At 50.6% G+C, this 16,356-nt stretch carries 14 protein-coding genes; 10 read left to right on the forward strand and 4 right to left on the reverse strand.

Annotation, left to right across the window (positions count from 1 at the left end; genetic code table 11):
• Positions 1–43 precede the first annotated feature (43 nt).
• The 8 genes from ACHHV8_RS13150 to ACHHV8_RS13185 all read left to right on the forward strand — a co-directional run bounded on the left by ACHHV8_RS13150 (position 44) and on the right by ACHHV8_RS13185 (position 8,994).
• Positions 44–1,045 (forward strand): ABC transporter permease, encoded by a 1,002-nt coding sequence (locus ACHHV8_RS13150; protein ID WP_395158658.1) that lies wholly within the window; start codon positions 44–46, stop codon positions 1,043–1,045.
• Entirely contained in the window at positions 1,045–1,926 is an 882-nt protein-coding gene (locus ACHHV8_RS13155; RefSeq protein WP_395158659.1) for a carbohydrate ABC transporter permease, read from the forward strand. The genes ACHHV8_RS13150 and ACHHV8_RS13155 overlap by 1 nt, the downstream gene beginning before the upstream one ends.
• A gap of 86 nt (positions 1,927–2,012) precedes the next feature.
• A complete protein-coding gene (locus tag ACHHV8_RS13160) occupies positions 2,013–3,539 on the forward strand; it encodes an extracellular solute-binding protein (protein WP_395158660.1) in 1,527 nt (508 codons plus the stop codon).
• 51 nt (positions 3,540–3,590) lie between these two features.
• Positions 3,591–4,412 carry an SDR family NAD(P)-dependent oxidoreductase gene (locus ACHHV8_RS13165; RefSeq protein ID WP_395158661.1) on the forward strand — a complete coding sequence of 274 codons (822 nt, stop codon included), beginning with the start codon at positions 3,591–3,593 and terminating at the stop codon, positions 4,410–4,412.
• 29 nt (positions 4,413–4,441) lie between these two features.
• Positions 4,442–5,518 carry a lactonase family protein gene (locus ACHHV8_RS13170; RefSeq protein ID WP_395158662.1) on the forward strand — a complete coding sequence of 359 codons (1,077 nt, stop codon included), beginning with the start codon at positions 4,442–4,444 and terminating at the stop codon, positions 5,516–5,518.
• A 139-nt stretch (positions 5,519–5,657) separates the two neighbouring features.
• On the forward strand, positions 5,658–6,584 hold the full coding sequence (locus tag ACHHV8_RS13175; RefSeq protein WP_395163494.1) for a Gfo/Idh/MocA family protein: 927 nt from the start codon (positions 5,658–5,660) through the stop codon (positions 6,582–6,584).
• A 327-nt stretch (positions 6,585–6,911) separates the two neighbouring features.
• Complete coding sequence (locus ACHHV8_RS13180) at positions 6,912–7,253, forward strand: alkaline phosphatase family protein (protein ID WP_395158663.1); 342 nt, start codon at positions 6,912–6,914, stop codon at positions 7,251–7,253.
• Between the two features lie 301 nt (positions 7,254–7,554).
• Entirely contained in the window at positions 7,555–8,994 is a 1,440-nt protein-coding gene (locus tag ACHHV8_RS13185) for an ABC transporter substrate-binding protein (RefSeq protein ID WP_395158664.1), read from the forward strand.
• A gap of 137 nt (positions 8,995–9,131) precedes the next feature.
• Here ACHHV8_RS13185 and ACHHV8_RS13190 read toward each other — a convergent pair whose 3' ends face one another.
• The 4 genes from ACHHV8_RS13190 to ACHHV8_RS13205 all read right to left on the reverse strand — a co-directional run bounded on the left by ACHHV8_RS13190 (position 9,132) and on the right by ACHHV8_RS13205 (position 13,730).
• Entirely contained in the window at positions 9,132–10,172 is a 1,041-nt protein-coding gene (locus ACHHV8_RS13190) for a DUF3231 family protein (RefSeq protein ID WP_395158665.1), read from the reverse strand.
• Between the two features lie 61 nt (positions 10,173–10,233).
• Entirely contained in the window at positions 10,234–11,301 is a 1,068-nt protein-coding gene (locus ACHHV8_RS13195; protein WP_395158666.1) for a Ger(x)C family spore germination protein, read from the reverse strand.
• A complete protein-coding gene (locus ACHHV8_RS13200; protein WP_395158667.1) occupies positions 11,291–12,379 on the reverse strand; it encodes a GerAB/ArcD/ProY family transporter in 1,089 nt (362 codons plus the stop codon). Before ACHHV8_RS13200 ends, ACHHV8_RS13195 begins: the two co-directional genes overlap by 11 nt.
• A gap of 37 nt (positions 12,380–12,416) precedes the next feature.
• A complete protein-coding gene (locus tag ACHHV8_RS13205; RefSeq protein WP_395158668.1) occupies positions 12,417–13,730 on the reverse strand; it encodes a spore germination protein in 1,314 nt (437 codons plus the stop codon).
• Between the two features lie 279 nt (positions 13,731–14,009).
• Here ACHHV8_RS13205 and ACHHV8_RS13210 point away from each other — a divergent pair, with 279 nt between their 5' ends.
• Both ACHHV8_RS13210 and ACHHV8_RS13215 read left to right on the forward strand, forming a co-directional pair.
• Positions 14,010–15,119 (forward strand): hypothetical protein, encoded by a 1,110-nt coding sequence (locus ACHHV8_RS13210; protein WP_395158669.1) that lies wholly within the window; start codon positions 14,010–14,012, stop codon positions 15,117–15,119.
• Positions 15,064–16,320 carry a helix-turn-helix domain-containing protein gene (locus ACHHV8_RS13215; RefSeq protein ID WP_395158670.1) on the forward strand — a complete coding sequence of 419 codons (1,257 nt, stop codon included), beginning with the start codon at positions 15,064–15,066 and terminating at the stop codon, positions 16,318–16,320. The genes ACHHV8_RS13210 and ACHHV8_RS13215 overlap by 56 nt, the downstream gene beginning before the upstream one ends.
• Positions 16,321–16,356: the final 36 nt, after the last annotated feature.

Here is a 16,356-nt window from a genome sequence, read left to right on the forward strand (position 1 = left end):
AGCAGCAGTATAGAAAGGTGTCATTCCAATTTGTATAGAAAGGATGAGCGCATTGCCAGATCAATCAGGTACTTCAGCACCCGTCAATCAGGTCAAGTCTTCCTTGCCGACGCAGCAGACAAGAAACCGCTTTATACACTGGCTGAAGAGCTGGAAGGCGACTTGGAAGCAGGAAAAATATTTATACGTCCTCGCGCTGCCGGGACTGCTGTACTTCCTTATTTTCAAGTACATCCCTTTATGGGGGCTGTCGCTTGCATTCACCGAGTATTCTCCTTATCTCGGTTTATTCAAAAGCGAGTGGGTCGGATTGAAGCACTTCGAAAGCTTTTTTGCGAACCCGGATTTTTGGCTGCTGTTTCGCAATACATTGGCGATCAGTCTTCTAAATATCACGTTATTTTTTCCGATGCCGATTATTATTGCGCTGCTGCTGAATGAGATCAAGAATGCAGCCTTCAAAAAATGGGTGCAAACGTCGATTTATTTGCCGCATTTTTTATCCTGGGTCGTTATTGTGGGCATCTGCTTTCTGACCTTGAGCGGCAGCGGAATTATTAATAAGCTGGCCGTTGAATCGGGAAGGCAGGCTATCAACTTCCTAACGAATCCCGAAACGTTCTGGGGCATGCTGACCGCACAGACGATCTGGAAAGAAACCGGCTGGGGAACGATTATATTTCTGGCTGCGCTGGCCGGTATTAACCCCGAGCTGTACGAGGCGGCGAAGATCGACGGCGCGAACCGCTGGAAGCAGATGCTGTATGTGACGATCCCCGGTATTAAAGGAACCGTCATTATTTTGCTGATTCTTCGTCTGGGCCAGGTGCTGGATATCGGCTTTGAGCATATTTACTTGATGTCCAGCTCGGCGGTAACGGAGGTTGCGGATGTCTTCGACACTTATGCATACCGGGTGGGGATTCAGAACGGCCGGTTCAGCTTTGCGACCGCAGTCGGCATCTTCAAGTCGGTGGTGGGATTGGTTCTCGTGCTGCTGGCCGACCGCGCGGCCAAGAAGCTGGGAGAGGAGGGGGTGTACTAATGAAGCTGCATTGGGGCTCGCGTCTGTTTGATATTGTTAACTTTGCGTTTCTTGGGCTGGTTGCGTTATCGACCTTGCTGCCGTTTCTTTATGTGATTCTCGTTTCGTTTACCGATCCTATTGAGTACCAGACCAGTCCCATCGTCATCATTCCCAAGCATTGGAGCTTGGCCTCATATGAATTCATTTTGTCGACCCGGACGTTTGTCAACTCGCTTAGCGTAAGCGCTCTTCTGGCGATTGTCGGCACGGCCTGCAGTCTCATATTGACCAGCGGCCTCGCCTACGCCTTATCCCGCAAAAAGTTCAGGCTGAAGCGGGTGTTCATGATCGGCATTTTGTTCACGATGCTGTTCAATCCGGGCATGATTCCGAACTATTTGCTGGTCAAGGAGCTGGGCTTGATTAACACGATATGGTCGCTTATTCTTCCCGTACTGAGCAGCGCGTGGTACGTCATTCTGATGAAAAGCTTTTACCAGGAAATTCCCGAGGAGCTGGAAGAATCGGCCAAAATGGACGGATGTACGGACGTCGGCGTATTTTTCCGGATTATGCTGCCGGTTTCCGTCACGGCGCTTGTCGCCTTCGGCTTGTTTTTCGCCGTCGCTTATTGGAATACGTATTTCAATGCGGTGCTCTATATTAACAAAGATACGCTTCGCCCTATGCAGGTCGTGCTGCAGGTGCTGCTGATTCAGGCGTCGACCCAGGTAGGCGACCCGTCTGTCGCGCAAATGCTGCAGAGCGATCAGATGCTGCCGCCGGAGACGATTAAAATGTCGGCGGTCGTCGTGGCTTCCCTGCCGATCCTCATTGTGTATCCGTTCCTACAGAAATATTTTGCCAAAGGCATGATGGTCGGCTCCGTGAAAGGTTAACGTATATTTCCTGAAGGGAGTGAGGCTTATCGGGACAGATCCCTTTTGAAAAAGGCGTTTCCATATTTGACGAGGAGGTCGTGAACATGAACAAATGGTTAAAAAGAACGAGCCTTGGGACCGCAGCGGTCCTTGTGCTCATGGCGGGCTGCAGTTCTCCGGAGGGAGCTTCCGATTCGGCAGGCGGTTCGGCGGGGAGCCAGGAGCCCACAGAGATCAACATTCTGACTACCACCTATAACTCAGCTCCTGGCAACGATCTGGACAGCTTGAAGCAGATCAACGAGAAATTTCATGTCAAAATCAATGTGACCTACGTTCCGGCGAACAATTATCAGGACAAATTGAACGTGATGCTGGCTTCGGGCGATCTTCCCGATGTCAGCCTGGTGTGGGACATCAATACGCAGACGTTCGCCAACGCGACGAACCAGGGTGCCTTCTGGGACTTAACGCCGTACATTAAGGATTACCCCAACCTGGCGGCTTATCCCGAGCAAATTTATAAGAATGTAGCCTTTAAAGGAAAAACGATGGGCATCCCGCGCGTTCGCCCGATTGACGGGCACCAGTCGCTGCTGATCCGGCAGGATTGGCTTGATAAGCTGGGCTTGAAGGCGCCGACGACAATGGATGAGTTTTACGCACTTATGGAAGCCTTTACCAAGAACGATCCTGACGGGAACGGCAAGAACGATACGTACGGATTTGTCGGCCAGGGCACGCCTACGCTGTCCAATTATTTCTTATCGATGTTTGGCGCGGGGCTGCAGCATTATGTGGATGACAATGGACAGGTACAGCCCAGCTTCTTTAATCCCAAAATCAAGGATGCGCTGGCTTTTTGGAACAAAGTGAACAAGGCGGGCATCATGGTGCCGGATCTTCCGCTGCTGCAAACGAGCCAAACCCGCGATTTCATGACTCAGGGCAAAGTCGGCATGGGCTTTACCAATGTGTATGACGGCCACTTGTATACCGATGACTTGAAGAAGGTCAATCCGAACGCGGTAATCAAGCCGTATTTGTTCCCGGCGGCGCCTGACGGCAAGGTTTATATGGAAGCGGCACCGGGGTCGTTCGGTATTTTCATGATCAACAAGAAGGTCAGCGAGCAAAAGCTCAAAAAAATTCTTGAGGTTTACAACTATACAGCCACGAGAGAAACGTACAATCTGGTCGCTTACGGCATTAAGGGCGTCGATTACAACGAGAACGAAGCAGGGGATATCACCCAAACGGAGGAGGGCAAAAAGAAAGGCTACGCCTTCGACACCTCTGCACAATGGGTATCCAGCTATTACGACAAATACGTTAAAGCGGATCTGCCGGGGATGACGCCGGAAACGAAGGAATACAACCACAAGCTCGTTGACACGATTTCAACGGTGTCCGTGCCGAACCCCGCGCTGGGGCTTGTTACGCCGACGGCATTGGAAAAAAGCGCAGATTGGAACAAAAAGATCAACGACATGATGACGAATGTCATTATAGGCAAAAACAGCTTTGAGGACTTTGACAAGTTTGTCCAGAGCTTTAAGGACGACCCTTCGTATCAGAGGCACTTAAAAGAGCTTAATGAGCTGTACAAAGAAAAGACAGGGGCAAAGTGAGTGCGGCTCCATTCGAGCATATCATTTTAAAAACCAAGGAGGCTTATCCATATGGGAACAAGACTGCAGGGCAAGGTAGCCGTTATAACAGGTTCGTCATCCGGGATCGGAAAAGCAAGCGCCGAAGTATTCGCCGAGGAAGGAGCTCATGTCGTTATTAATGACGATGGCGGACGCGAGGGCTTGGGACAGCAGGCTGCCGATGCCATCAATGCGAACGGCGGTTCAGCCGTCTATGTTCAGGCGGACGTATTCAACAGCGATGAATTGAAGCGGCTGATTGACTATGCTTACGACAAATATGGGAAATTGGATATTTTGATGAATAACGCTTATCGAGGGCACACCGATTCCGTTCTGGAGCAAGAGGAGGCGGATTGGGACCGGGTATTCGCTTCCTCGGTTAAAGCTGTGTTTCTGGGCAGCAAATATGCGCTGCCCGGTATGATCAAAGCGGGTGGCGGCTCGATCATTAATACGGCTTCGGTCCACGGGCTGCTTGGGGGAAGAAGGCACTCCTCCTATGACGCCGCCAAGGCGGCGATCATTAATTTGACCCGCCAGATGGCGGTCGATTACGGGAAGCACGGCATAAGGGTCAACTCGATTTGCCCCGGCCGTATTGTGACGGAGGGGAAGATCGATTTCCTGGAAAAATACCCCGAAGAGGTTCGCCGGCAAAAGGCGGTCTACCTGCTGGGCCGTCCGGGAACGATGCGCGAGGCCGGTCTGGCCGCACTGTTCCTGGCTTCGGACGATGCCTCCTTCGTCACCGGCCATGCTCTCGTCGTGGACGGCGGGTTGACCGCTCAGCTGGCGGACAGTGTCTCCGAGCCGCTGGAGGAAGGGCTGGGCCTTGCCGGTTCCAAGTAAGCCAATACAGGTAAACAGGGAGAATAGCTATGAATGAACAGGGAGCCATAATTGCTTATATCGGAACGCAAACGGACAACAGCGGCAGCGAAGGCATCTATGTTTACCGGATGAATCCGTCTACCGGCGAATTGGACTATTCGAGCACGGCGGCAGCGGGAATCAACCCAACTTACTTGGCGGTGCACCCTTCGAAAAAATATCTGTATGCGGCCAATACGATTGAAGGCGAGGGCCAGATCAGCGCGTTCGCCATCGATTCCCGTACCGGGGGGCTGACGCCTCTGAACCGTCAGCCCTCCGGGGGCTCCAAGCCTGTTCATCTAGTTGTGGACGGAACGGGCAAGTTCGTGCTTGCCGGTAATTTCGGCGACGGCAGCGTGTGCGTTCTGCCGGTCCGGGCGGACGGCCGTCTGGGAGCGATGACGGATTTCATCCGGCATTCCGGCTCCAGCATCCATCCGACGCGCCAGCAGGGACCTCGCGTTCACTCGGTTACACTCGATCCGGCCGGCCGCTACGCGGTTGCCGCCGAATACGGGGCCGATCAGCTGCGGGTTTACCGGCTGGACGCGGAGCGCGGGAAGCTGCTCCCGGCAGCCGTGCCGTCGGTTGCGGTTGCCGCAGGCTCGGGTCCGCGTCATGCCGCCTTTCATCCCAATGGACGCTGGGTTTACGTGATCAACGAGCTGGGCAATACGCTGATGAGCTATGACTATGATCCGGCACAAGGCCTGCTGCTGCCCAAGGAAACGCATTCCACGCTGCCGGAAGGCTTTACCGGTCCGAGCTTCTGCGCCGACGTTCATGTCCACCCGGACGGGACCTATGTCTACGGCTCAAACCGCGGGCACAACAGCATCGTCATTTATGCGGTTGATCCCGATACGGGCAGACTCCGGCTTGCAGGTCACGAGCCGACGCTGGGCAGAGCGCCGCGAAGCTTTATTATCGATCCGACGGGCCGCTACCTGTATGCGGCGCACCAGGATTCGGACGATGTCGTCGCATTGGCGCTGGATCGTCAAACCGGCTTGCTGCGGCCGGCCGGACACAGCATTAAGGTGCCGATGCCGGTATGTATCAAGATGATTTCACTGCCGTAGCAGGCTGATAAGCAGCTGGCTTCAGGCATCCAATATCTGAAATTACCGTCAACCGACGAATGAGAGGAACTCGTATGGATTCTTTGTTAAGAATAGCCATCATTGGCTGCGGCAGCCTGATGTACCACTTTGTGTACGACTGCCTGAAACGGGTTCCGTTCAGCTTGGCTGCGGTCAGCCATACAGACGAAGCGGAGCTGAAACGGTTTACGACCGGTACCGGGTTCCCAAGGCGTATGCGGACTACCGGGAAATGCTGGAGCGGGAGCAGCTGGATGCCGTTATTTGCTTTACGGATGACGTATACGCCCATTTCGGCATTGCCGAGGCGTGCCTGCTCGCCAATGTGCATGTGTTTATGGAAAGACCGGCGTGCTTTACGATAGCGCAGGCAGAGCGTCTTCTGGAGCTGCAGCGGTGTATGGGGAAATATGTGGTGTCGCGGTTTAACAAACGATTTACTACAGCTTACATGATGGCGAAGGAAATCATCCACAGGGAGGAGTTTGGCAGAATTACGATGTTCCTGTCCAAATTCCAGGGCTCGGAGAGCGCGTCGGAGGAGCAGTTCCTGTTCAATCATGTGAGCCATCATCTCGATTTAGCGAGATATTTGCTGGGCGAGATCGGATCGCTGCATGTCGATACCATCAAGCTCGACGCGCACCGGGTCGGATACAATATTTCATTCGTCGCGGAGTCCGGCGCCATCGGCGTCATTCAATCGGGCTCATTGCAGCAGATCGAGTATCCGATGGAGCGGGTGGAGATTACCGGGGTCGGCACGAATGTGATTGTGGACAATATTCGGCATGTCGAGTACAACCGGCCGGCTCCCCATCGGGAAAGCTTCCAATTTGCAAAATTGGCGGACGGGGGAGATACGCTGCTGTGGAATCTGAATCATGGCAATCTGAGCCATTATTCGTATTACGGCTTCGAGCAGCAGCTGTATGAATTTATTGACAGCCTGCGGAAGCAGACGGCACCTGCGCCTAACATGGAGGATACCATTCACACGGTAAAGCTGCTCGTGCATACTCAGTCCTTGTCATCCTCCATATGATGAAACGCCTGAAAAGTCCGCTCCGGCGGGCTTTTTCTTTTATGCTTTGGCACCACCTGGCGACGGCGGCAGGAGCTTACTGGATCAATCGCTTCCAGGAAGCGAGTCGGGAAAGGGGAGCCTAAACTCCACCGTCGTCCCCCCGCCGGACCGGGCTCTAGCCGTACTTTAATACGTTCTCGATAAACGGCTGAATGATCAGCTTCGGCACGGGCGCATCCAGCAGTTCGGGCGCGACCTTCCATTGACATTCGACCTCTGTGCCATTCCTGTAACGATGGATATTCAGAAAAGACGCAGAATACGTTTGAGGATACGCTGACGCGCGTGCCGTTTATTATTAAGCCGCCCAAGGATACTCCGGTGGTCCCGCGTGTCAGCGACGCGCTCGTGGAATTGATCGACTTCCCGGCAACGGTTGAAGCACTGCTGGATTTGCAGCCGGAGCATACGAAGGCGGTCATGTGCCGGACTCGAAATTATAAATATGTGCGGCGGTTGTATGAAACCGATGAGCTGTACGATCTGCAAAGCGATCCCGGCGAAACGGTCAATCGGATCGATGATCCGGCATTGTCAGACGAGCTGGGCAAGCTCAAGGACCGGCTGCTGACCTTTTATCAAGAGACGGCAGACGCCGTTCCGCATAAAACCAATCGACGCATGTAAAATGGAGAGAACCGCCCCTGCAAAGGGGCATTTTCTTCAACCTATCCGAATTTATCACTTTTCAGGGTCCCCGCAAAGTACCTGAGTCCGCTTAGAAGCATAAGCCCCACTTTGTGGGGTTATTTCGCTGCATTTTGTAACAAAAGGTTGTAATTTATATAATACCGAGTATAATTATGGGTATTAAAGGAATTGGAAATTGAATATCGACCAGACAACTGGAGACAGATGCCTCTAAAGATGAATTCTTTAGAATGCGCTGTCTCCTTTGTTGTTTGCAAGAACAGGAGGGGGTACATATATGAGTATTGGACAACCATTGCAGCAATCCGCTTTATTACCGGAGGCAGAGGAGAGCCGAAAGGCTGATTATCCGGCGCATTCGCTTGCTGTACATCATTCACGAAATGAGGGGAAATCCTTGATTACAGTTTCCAGAACTGCATTAGCTGTCCTGCTTACCCTATCGATCCCTTTAGCGGCATGCTCCAATCAGAATAACGCTTCCAGCGGAAATGCCTCGTCTAGCGGCGATCCCAACCAAACCATTACTTTAAAATTTATGTCTAACGGGTCGACCTTCACCAATACGGAGTTTCAGAATCAAATTCAGCAGCCTGTTCAAAAAAGATTTCCCAGTATCCGAATCGAACGCATCGAGCTGCCGGCTACAACGACATTGCAGGAATTGTTCTCGTCGGGGACCATCCCGGATATCGTGTTTGCCAGCAACTACAATCCATTGAAAAAGGTCGGCGCGATTGAAGATTTGCGGCCATGGTTCGAAAAATACCATTTTGACGAAAGCCGGATCAAGCCGTATTTGATGGGCTATGTCAAAGCGGCTTCCAACAACGGAGAAATCTATGCAATTCCTTATAACTCCAATCAGCACATCCTTTACTACAACAAAGATGTGTTCGATAAATTCGGTGTGCCTTATCCTCCGGATGAACAAATGACCTGGGAGCAAACGTTTGAATTGGCGCGTAAGCTGACCCGGGTCGAGAATGGAGTCAATTATATCGGGCTGGACGTGGAGGGCCTGACCGGATTTTCCAAGAGCCTGGCACTGCCCATCTTGGATCCGCAGACCGGGAAATCATTTTTGACAAGCCCCGGCTGGCTTCGCGTCTTCAATGCAACGAAAGAAAGCTTCGAAATTCCCGATTTCCTGCCCAAAGATAAAACGAAATATTTGTGGGGGCGCGATGTGTTTATGAAGGATCGTACGATGGCGATGCGTCCGGCATGGCTTGCCAATATGGTTGGGCCGCTGGAGGAGCTGCGGCAGCAGGGGATTGAATCGAACTGGGATATCGCTCCCGTTCCCAACTTCGAGGATCAATTGGGCAAAACAAGAGAAGCGCAGGTGCATTCCCTCATACTGACTAAGCAGAGCAAGTATAAGGATGAAGCGTTCCAGGTTATGAGCTTTCTGCTGTCGGATGAATCGCAGCGCAATATTGCCCGCAACGGGCGGGTGCCTGCAATCATCAATAAAGATTTGGAGAAAGAGTATGGAGCGGATGTCGGCGTGCTGAAGGGGAAAAAAATTCAAAATATTTTTGTCGGCGAGCCGCTCCAGGATCATTACATTCACGAATATGAGGGGGATGTAAGTAAATACGTGACCCAAGCGAATGTGGATCTTGCTAACGGCATGGATGTCAACACTGCTATCCGCAAAGCATCCGAAGCGATTGACAAGGAAGTGGAGCGGCTGAAGAAGAACGAGTAGGCCCATTAGGCTGCTCCGTTTGCCTGGCGTGAGAAATAGAACGAATCAGCCGTCACCTGCGGAAGACATCTGAATGAGATCTTTCGCAGGTGATTGTCATATTTCCCTCTACGGTTGTTACCGGTTCTGACCCCTAATTAATTTTTAGATGCCACTTTATCCCGATTAACTGCATAAGGCGGCTGTTCCATCCAACCGTTTTCAATCATTACTTTCGCTGCATCCTCAACAAATACGGCAACTTCCGTTAATGCTTTTGCATAAAGAAGTCCCATATCGTGTCTTCCGTTCACAGCTGCAGAGTTCCCAAATGCTCTGATTTTCATTGAGAACATATCCACTTTATGAAATAACATTAATTTATCCGAAAACGGAGAAATGGTGGAAGTGGTAACCAAATGGTCAAGCAGCGATGGCGAAGGTAAATCTTCATCGTGCAGCTTTGCCATATAATGTTCTACGTGTTTGTGGGACAAGTCTTTGCCGCGTAAGAACAGTTTCTGAATTTTTTCCGATTTTACTACTTGGCTAAATGCCATGATCAACGCTTTGCTTGTTACGTTGTTTTCGATATTGTCATATAAATGGGCGATTTCCAATGCGTGTAAAGGCCGTACATGCCCTAGAATAGCATTAAAAAAATCTTGATGAATGAATTCAACCTTGTCCGGAATTGGAATCATCGGCGGTTTAATGATAAGTCCTTTATCCATTAGAATATCGTTGATTTGTCCTATCAAAGCCATGGTAGATTCCATACAGTATGTAAACAGTTCTTTGACATCCCGCCTGTAAACAAGCGGAACCGCTACGTTATAAATACTCATGCCTGCTTTTCCTACATATTTCAAGTAATGAACATAGTAGACGTCTTCAAATAAACGAGGAGCGCCCAGGTTAACGTCCTCTTCCAGTGAAAAACCTTTGGGGATCGGAAAGCCTTCTTTATTTAAAATATCCTCGGTCATTTTCAGAATTCGCTCGCTTAACTTTAACGCGCCCTCTAATAAAGCTTTAATAGTTACATCCTCGACGTGTTGCAGGTAATAGCTTAATATGCATTTGGACATGCTGTTTCCCACATAAGTCGCCCACAGCTTGCCCATTTCCGCTGAAGTTAGATGTTCATTGATACTTGATTTGGCTGAACTGACTTTCATTGGTTTTATCGTTTCCATGAAATGACTCCTTATTTTTTATTTAGTATTTTCCTCCACTCCAAATCATATTCTGAGCAGATTAATTGACCGTGATATCCCCGGTGTTAATAATGATGCAATTCACGGACAGCTCGGTTTCCAGTGATGGATAATACTTATCGCGCCAATTCGGAAGCTGATCGAAGGGCAGCTTGTTTCTGAAATATTGCCCGGTGCCCAAAGCATCGGACCCGAATGCCTTCAGCTGCTTAAACAGCTCCTCGTATCGTTTCTTGATATCTTTGGCGAATGCCTCTTCGATTTGCTGCTCGTTAAGGTCTCCGTTATTCTCAATGAGATGCAAGGAAAGCTGCATATGCATTTGAAGTACGGGATGCTGACCCCGCCAAACGCCCTTTACGCGGTTATCGCATTGAACGATGGCGACGCTCGCCCGGTTGGTTACTTGAACGACGGAGCCTTGAAACAACTCCTCGTATAAATTAATCAATAACGATTGCTCTCTTTTAATGGAACCCTTCATTTTGCTTTTGGCCATGACTGCAGAGCCCATAAACTCCAGCATCGTTGATTTTCCTGAACGCAGAATCGGGATGGTGACATCCTCGGTGTCGGAGTGGATGACGCCGAACATTTTCCAAAGGTAGGCCAGATTGATTTCCGGGCTCCAGCCTGCATTTTTGTTGAAAAAATTGATTAACGAGCCTCCGTCGGTTTGAATGACCCGGCCTGTATGGGTAAGAAATTCGCCTATTTCCTCCGAGGTAATGGCCAGAAGCGCTTTCGAAGGCATTTGCTGGCTTCGCATGATGAAGGCGACCGCTTCTTGTATCCCATCTTCCGCTACCGCACGATCAATTACGACCAGCTGAAGATGCATAAAATCGATGCCCGCTTCGATATCCGTATCGATTTCAGTGAGCGCTTTGCTGATGGTGTCGGCTTCCTTGAAATACACTTTGGAAGTCAGCCCCTGCTGCATAGGGTAAGGGATCTGAATATGGATTCTGTATTTATTGGTTTTCCCGTAGGAAATGCCCATAACGATAGGCAGTACGCGATGGTTAACGTCCTTGATATCCCAGCAGCCGGTTAAAACCGCAGCACAGGTGAGGAGCAGAGCAGCTATGCGGAGCTTATGCATCATTTTTGACAACCTGTTTCCTTGCATGTCTCTCAATGAATCCTCCCCGGGCATAGACGGCAAGCGGAATGATCAGGAAGACAAATAGGCGGAACATCGTATCGGCTTTGTAAAACCCGACGTACCAATCCCACTTAGGAATCATTAAGGCTGCTCCATATACGATCAAGCAAAGGCAGGACCTGATATAGGACTCCTTCCATACCGGCGCTATTTTGTGAAGCAGCCGAGCGGATGACCACAGTGTAAAGGAGGAGATGATCAGGACGAAGGCGAGCAGGGCAACGCCATAAAACAGTGAAATCCGGTTAAAGATGGACCAGGTAATGTTGACGGAATCAATGCTTGTCACGAGAGGGAAGTTCATGATTGCAGCCGCGTTCACCCCGTACACAAGAATTGGAATGTAAACGATAAACACATACAGCACGGCTAAAGGCAGCATGGTAAGCAAAACTGGCTTCATCCGCACTTTGCAAACGGGAGGCAGCATGCCGAGAAGAAGGAATGGGCAGATGGAAAATAAAGAAGTAAACAGCTTTCCATTCTGTAAAAAGTCAAAGCTTGGATTCACAAGCGGGAAGATGTTGACCAGCTTGGAGTTATCCAAACATGCTAGGATTGCGAACAACAGGCACGGCAAATACAGGAGCGACATTAAAGTGCTGACCCTCATAATCCCTTCGGGGCTAATAGAGGAACCGAGCAGCGTAATCAAACAAAGCAAAGCCAATATCGCATATAACGGAGAGCGAATGACGAAAACAATAATCATGAGCTCGGCAAAGCCCCGAAGCCCCATGATCGTAATGATAATAATATAGACGATAAGCGGAAGCAGCAGGATAGTACCGATCCATTTGCCGAGAGGCAGAAGGAGATCTGCGAAATCCTGATTTCCTGCTTTGTTGAGGCCTCTTAGCAAGACGACCACAAGAACCAGCTCAATCAGCATATTGATAACAGCAGGCTCCCAATGACCATATTTCGTTGTTTGCAGCAGCGCCCTGGGATACAGCAGAAACATAATGCTGCAGTGGGTTCCGAAAAAAATAAAGGAACGGTCAAATTTGAAATCCATTGAGAGTTCAACTGCGCTCCTTCTTTCCTGATAAAGTTCACTGCCCCAGCTTCCTGGAGGCCAGAAAGCTCATAAACGGAATACCGAATCGCTGAATGCTGCAGGCATAGAAGCAAATGGCTATAAACGCGGAGAACATGCCAAACATACCGAACATACCTGACATTACTACGATGCCGGATCTTAAGACTCGAATGACCAATGTATTTAAATAGTTCGGAAAAGCAAAGTTGGCCGTTATGGAAGCGGCCAGCACGATGATGACAAGACTGCTTACCAGCTTCGCATCCACGATCGCTTGTCCGAGAATGATGCCGCCGATGAGCGTATTGGCAGCCGCAATGCTTTTGGGCAGTCGCTGTGTCGCTTCAATGATGATTTCACTGATGATGAGCAGCAGCAGCATCTCCAAAAAAGTAGGCAGCGGGATACCGATCCTGCTCGTTGCAATAGAGAGGGCCAGCTCGATTCGCAGGGTTTCGGGATTCACGGAAACCAGCGCTACATAAAGACCGGGCGTCAGAAGGGCAATCACTAAGCTTAGCAGCCGTAAAAAACGCAAGACCAGCATAATGAGTAAGGGGAGTTGTCTATCCCATTCCAAGGCAATAAAATCGCTGAAAATCAGGGGAAGCACATAGGCCACAGGCTCGCCGTCCAGCAGCAGAAGCACTCTTCCATTCATCATCGCGGCGATGGCTTGGACGGGAATTTCCGTTTTATAGTAAGGAGCCAGCAGTCCCAGCCGATTGCAGCCGAACATTTGGATAAGGTCTTGTCCGTTGCGTAAATCTTTACCGGAGGCTTTGCGCAAAGCGCTTTTTACTTGACGAAGAAGCTCTTCATCCACACGCTCTGAAAGATAGAGCAGCGACGCTTCTCTGCTCCCAACTCCTGTGAACTGAAACCGTTCAGCCATTAACGACGGCGAATTGACCGCTCTGCGAAGAAGTCCGATGTTCGTAGATAAAGGCTCTATAAAAGCGATTGCCGGAGCAAACGGCATCGATTCGTTTTCCGGCTTATCCATAGCCCGAGTGAGATTGGCCGGCTCGCCTTGAAAGCTGAATGCGCGTTCACTGCGGGCATCGATCAAGACGACTCGCCCTTGCAGCAGCTCATCCATCTCCCTGGGGCGCCATTCCTTACCCGCCAAGCGCGTGCAGATCTCACTATATGATGCGGCAGGATCAAGACAGGAGTTATGAATATGAAGGATCGTCTCCTGCCAGTTCACTAGCGATTCATAACCGACCATCCAAACGTTTTCCGATCCGACTTGCATCGGTTCGATCTTTAGATCGCGATGTAACTCGGACTGTTGGCGTACGAGCTCCAGATAATGAGACATGGCATACCTCCTTGAGGTAGTATTTACTTGGAATTGAAAAATATGCAAATAGAAAGCTTCTCTCGTTTAGGTGAATGCGCCTTTGTGTGGGCTGATTTGAATGTACAAAAATTGTAAATATAGGTAGTATTAAAAGGTGTACGTTTCTGCTGGAATTTACATTAAAAATCCAGCAAAACAAGGAGACGGGGGATGAGAGGTGCAGGTAAATAATGTAGGGAAGAAAGAGGAAAGCTGCTATCCGGGGATGGCGGATTTGTACCATGTCAGGAGGTGCGGATGATGATCAAAGAACTGCGTCTGCGAACGGAGTCTTTGTTGATGATCCGCTTCGTGCTGCCGCTGCTGATTGTCCTGATTATGTCGCTTGTCGTCGGTGCCTTGATCTATACACGAACCTCCGCTGTGCTGGGAGATGAAGTGAAGACATCAAACCGCCTGCTGCTGGAGCAGGGAATGAACGTGCTCGATAAACGATGGGAGGCGATCGATGCCTTTATCCGCAGGATTACCGAGGATTCAAAGATCGCCAGGCTCCAGCAAATCGAAGATCCGTTCAGTACGGCAAACTTATATCATACCATCGAAGCGCGGAGCCGCCTGCAGGAATATTACAGCCCGAATGAGCTGGTCAGCGGATACTATATTCTGTTCAAGCGCAACGGCCTCGTGCTGAACAATGAATATACCTCCAGAATAGCCGACTTTGCCAAGGACGTGCAATATTCGGACAAGCCTAAAGGGTATATAGAGTCCATGATCCAGACCTATCACTACCGGGACATGCTCCCGCAGCAGCAGGTGATGCTGAAGGATACGGCGACTTCGCTGCTGACGTATATGAGGTCGTTCGGTTACGCCAATCACTCGAACGGAACGGTGATGGTGCTTATCCCGAGCGGCGAAATTACGAAGCTGTTCAACGGCTTTGAGACGGATGGCGGCTGGGCTTATATCGCCGACAAAGACGGGAACAGACTGACGAGCGTTGCCGGCCCGAATGCGAAGCTGCCCGATCAGCAGCTGGTGCTGCCGGAAGGCAGCGGTGTCATGAGCACGACGATCGGAAGCAGCGAAATGACCGTAACCTATGCGACCTCCGCCTATAACGGATGGAAGTATGTTGCAGCTCAGCCTTCCGCCGTCGTTTTGAAGAAAATCACTTATATTAAGGAAACGACGGTCACGATTTTTGTGCTGTTCTTATTGCTGGGCGGATTGACCGGCGTCTATATGGCCTACCGGAACAGCCGTCCGGTTAGGTCCGATTATTCAGATTTTATCCTCCGGCAGCGTAGCTATGCCGGTTTCTCCGGCGCGGGGAGCGTTTGGCATGATTCATCAGGGAATTTCCCTGCTGATGGACAGCCATCGGGAGCTGCAGGATAAAATCGACCGGCAGCTCCCTTTTCTGCGAGCGGCGTTTTTTGAAAGGCTGCTTCGCGGCCAATACCAATCGGATGACGATATGGAAGCCGTTCGGGAGCATGTGCGGATCGAATGGACGGGAGAAAGATACCTTGTCGCTGTGGCGACATTCCCGAACCGAACCGCAATCTACCAAGCGGCCGATATCGAGAGGCTAAATCAGAAAAAGCTGCTCGTTAGAGAGCTTATGAACGATATCGGAGGCGGCGGCGTCTTCGTTCATGACGTGGATGAAGATAAGCTTGCGCTGCTTCTGCAATTGGATTCTGGAGAGCCGGAGCATATCATCGCTCAAGCGAACGATATGTTGAAAACGCTTCAATACAGGCTGCAGCAGGAATGCGGCGTCGCTGCGATCATCTCGGCCGGAAATCCGTATGCGCGCAGAATGGATATCTCCCGGTCGTTCCTGGAGGCGCAGCAGGCGCTGATCCGCAGTGCGGATAACCGGATCGTATGGTTTAAAGAGCTTTTGCCGAACCCGAGCAGCTACTACTATCCGGAGAGCACGGAAACTCGGATGATTAATCTGGTGAGAACCGGGAATGTGGAAGCGCTCCGTTCGCTGCTTGAGGAGCTGTATCAGCATAATTTTACGGACCATGGTCTGCCTGTCTTCATTCTGAAAGTGTTTGTATTTGACGTTCTGGCCAGCTGCTGCAAAATTTCGGCCGAGCTTGGCGAACCGGCGGTGTTCAGCGAGGCGGCTGCCGTATACGGGCTTGCCGATCATGCCGAAAGCATCGAAGCCTACTTTTTGACGCTGAAGTCCCATCTTGAAGCCATGTGCGCGGATGTAAATCGCCAGCATACCGAGAACCAGCAGAGGTGGTTCCGCGATATATTGGCTTACGTCAATGCGAATTACTCGGACGGGCAGCTTTCGCTTGCGATGCTGGCAGAGCGCTTTCATGTGACGGAAACTCACTTATCCAGAATGTTTAAAGAAAAACACGGCATTAATTTTTTCGATTACCTGGAAACCCTCCGCATCGAGCATTCCAAACGGCTGCTGCTGGAGACCGGTCTGGCGGTGGGGGAAATCGCCCTGTCCGTCGGCTACAGCTCCTCCAACACATTCGGCCGCGCCTTTAAACGGACGGTCGGCATCAGCGCAATGGCTTTCCGGCAAGCTCAGAAACCGGGGGAAAGCAAGAATTGAAGATGCCGCAGCAATTGCACATTGTGCCGAAGCAAC

The sequence above is a fragment of the Paenibacillus sp. TAB_01 genome (assembly GCF_043945595.1).
Lineage (GTDB): Bacteria > Bacillota > Bacilli > Paenibacillales > NBRC-103111 > Paenibacillus_S.

What these genes read in the sequence shown, in the direction of transcription:
- ACHHV8_RS13150 (WP_395158658.1), top strand. Translation starts at nt 44, where the DNA reads ATGAGCGCATTGCCAGATCAATCAGGTACTTCAGCACCCGTCAATCAG.
- ACHHV8_RS13155 (WP_395158659.1), top strand. Translation starts at nt 1,045, where the DNA reads ATGAAGCTGCATTGGGGCTCGCGTCTGTTTGATATTGTTAACTTTGCG.
- ACHHV8_RS13160 (WP_395158660.1), top strand. Translation starts at nt 2,013, where the DNA reads ATGAACAAATGGTTAAAAAGAACGAGCCTTGGGACCGCAGCGGTCCTT.
- ACHHV8_RS13165 (WP_395158661.1), top strand. Translation starts at nt 3,591, where the DNA reads ATGGGAACAAGACTGCAGGGCAAGGTAGCCGTTATAACAGGTTCGTCA.
- ACHHV8_RS13170 (WP_395158662.1), top strand. Translation starts at nt 4,442, where the DNA reads ATGAATGAACAGGGAGCCATAATTGCTTATATCGGAACGCAAACGGAC.
- ACHHV8_RS13185 (WP_395158664.1), top strand. Translation starts at nt 7,555, where the DNA reads ATGAGTATTGGACAACCATTGCAGCAATCCGCTTTATTACCGGAGGCA.
- ACHHV8_RS13190 (WP_395158665.1), bottom strand. Translation starts at nt 10,172, where the DNA reads ATGGAAACGATAAAACCAATGAAAGTCAGTTCAGCCAAATCAAGTATC.
- ACHHV8_RS13195 (WP_395158666.1), bottom strand. Translation starts at nt 11,301, where the DNA reads ATGATGCATAAGCTCCGCATAGCTGCTCTGCTCCTCACCTGTGCTGCG.
- ACHHV8_RS13200 (WP_395158667.1), bottom strand. Translation starts at nt 12,379, where the DNA reads ATGGATTTCAAATTTGACCGTTCCTTTATTTTTTTCGGAACCCACTGC.
- ACHHV8_RS13205 (WP_395158668.1), bottom strand. Translation starts at nt 13,730, where the DNA reads ATGTCTCATTATCTGGAGCTCGTACGCCAACAGTCCGAGTTACATCGC.
- ACHHV8_RS13210 (WP_395158669.1), top strand. Translation starts at nt 14,010, where the DNA reads ATGATGATCAAAGAACTGCGTCTGCGAACGGAGTCTTTGTTGATGATC.
- ACHHV8_RS13215 (WP_395158670.1), top strand. Translation starts at nt 15,064, where the DNA reads ATGATTCATCAGGGAATTTCCCTGCTGATGGACAGCCATCGGGAGCTG.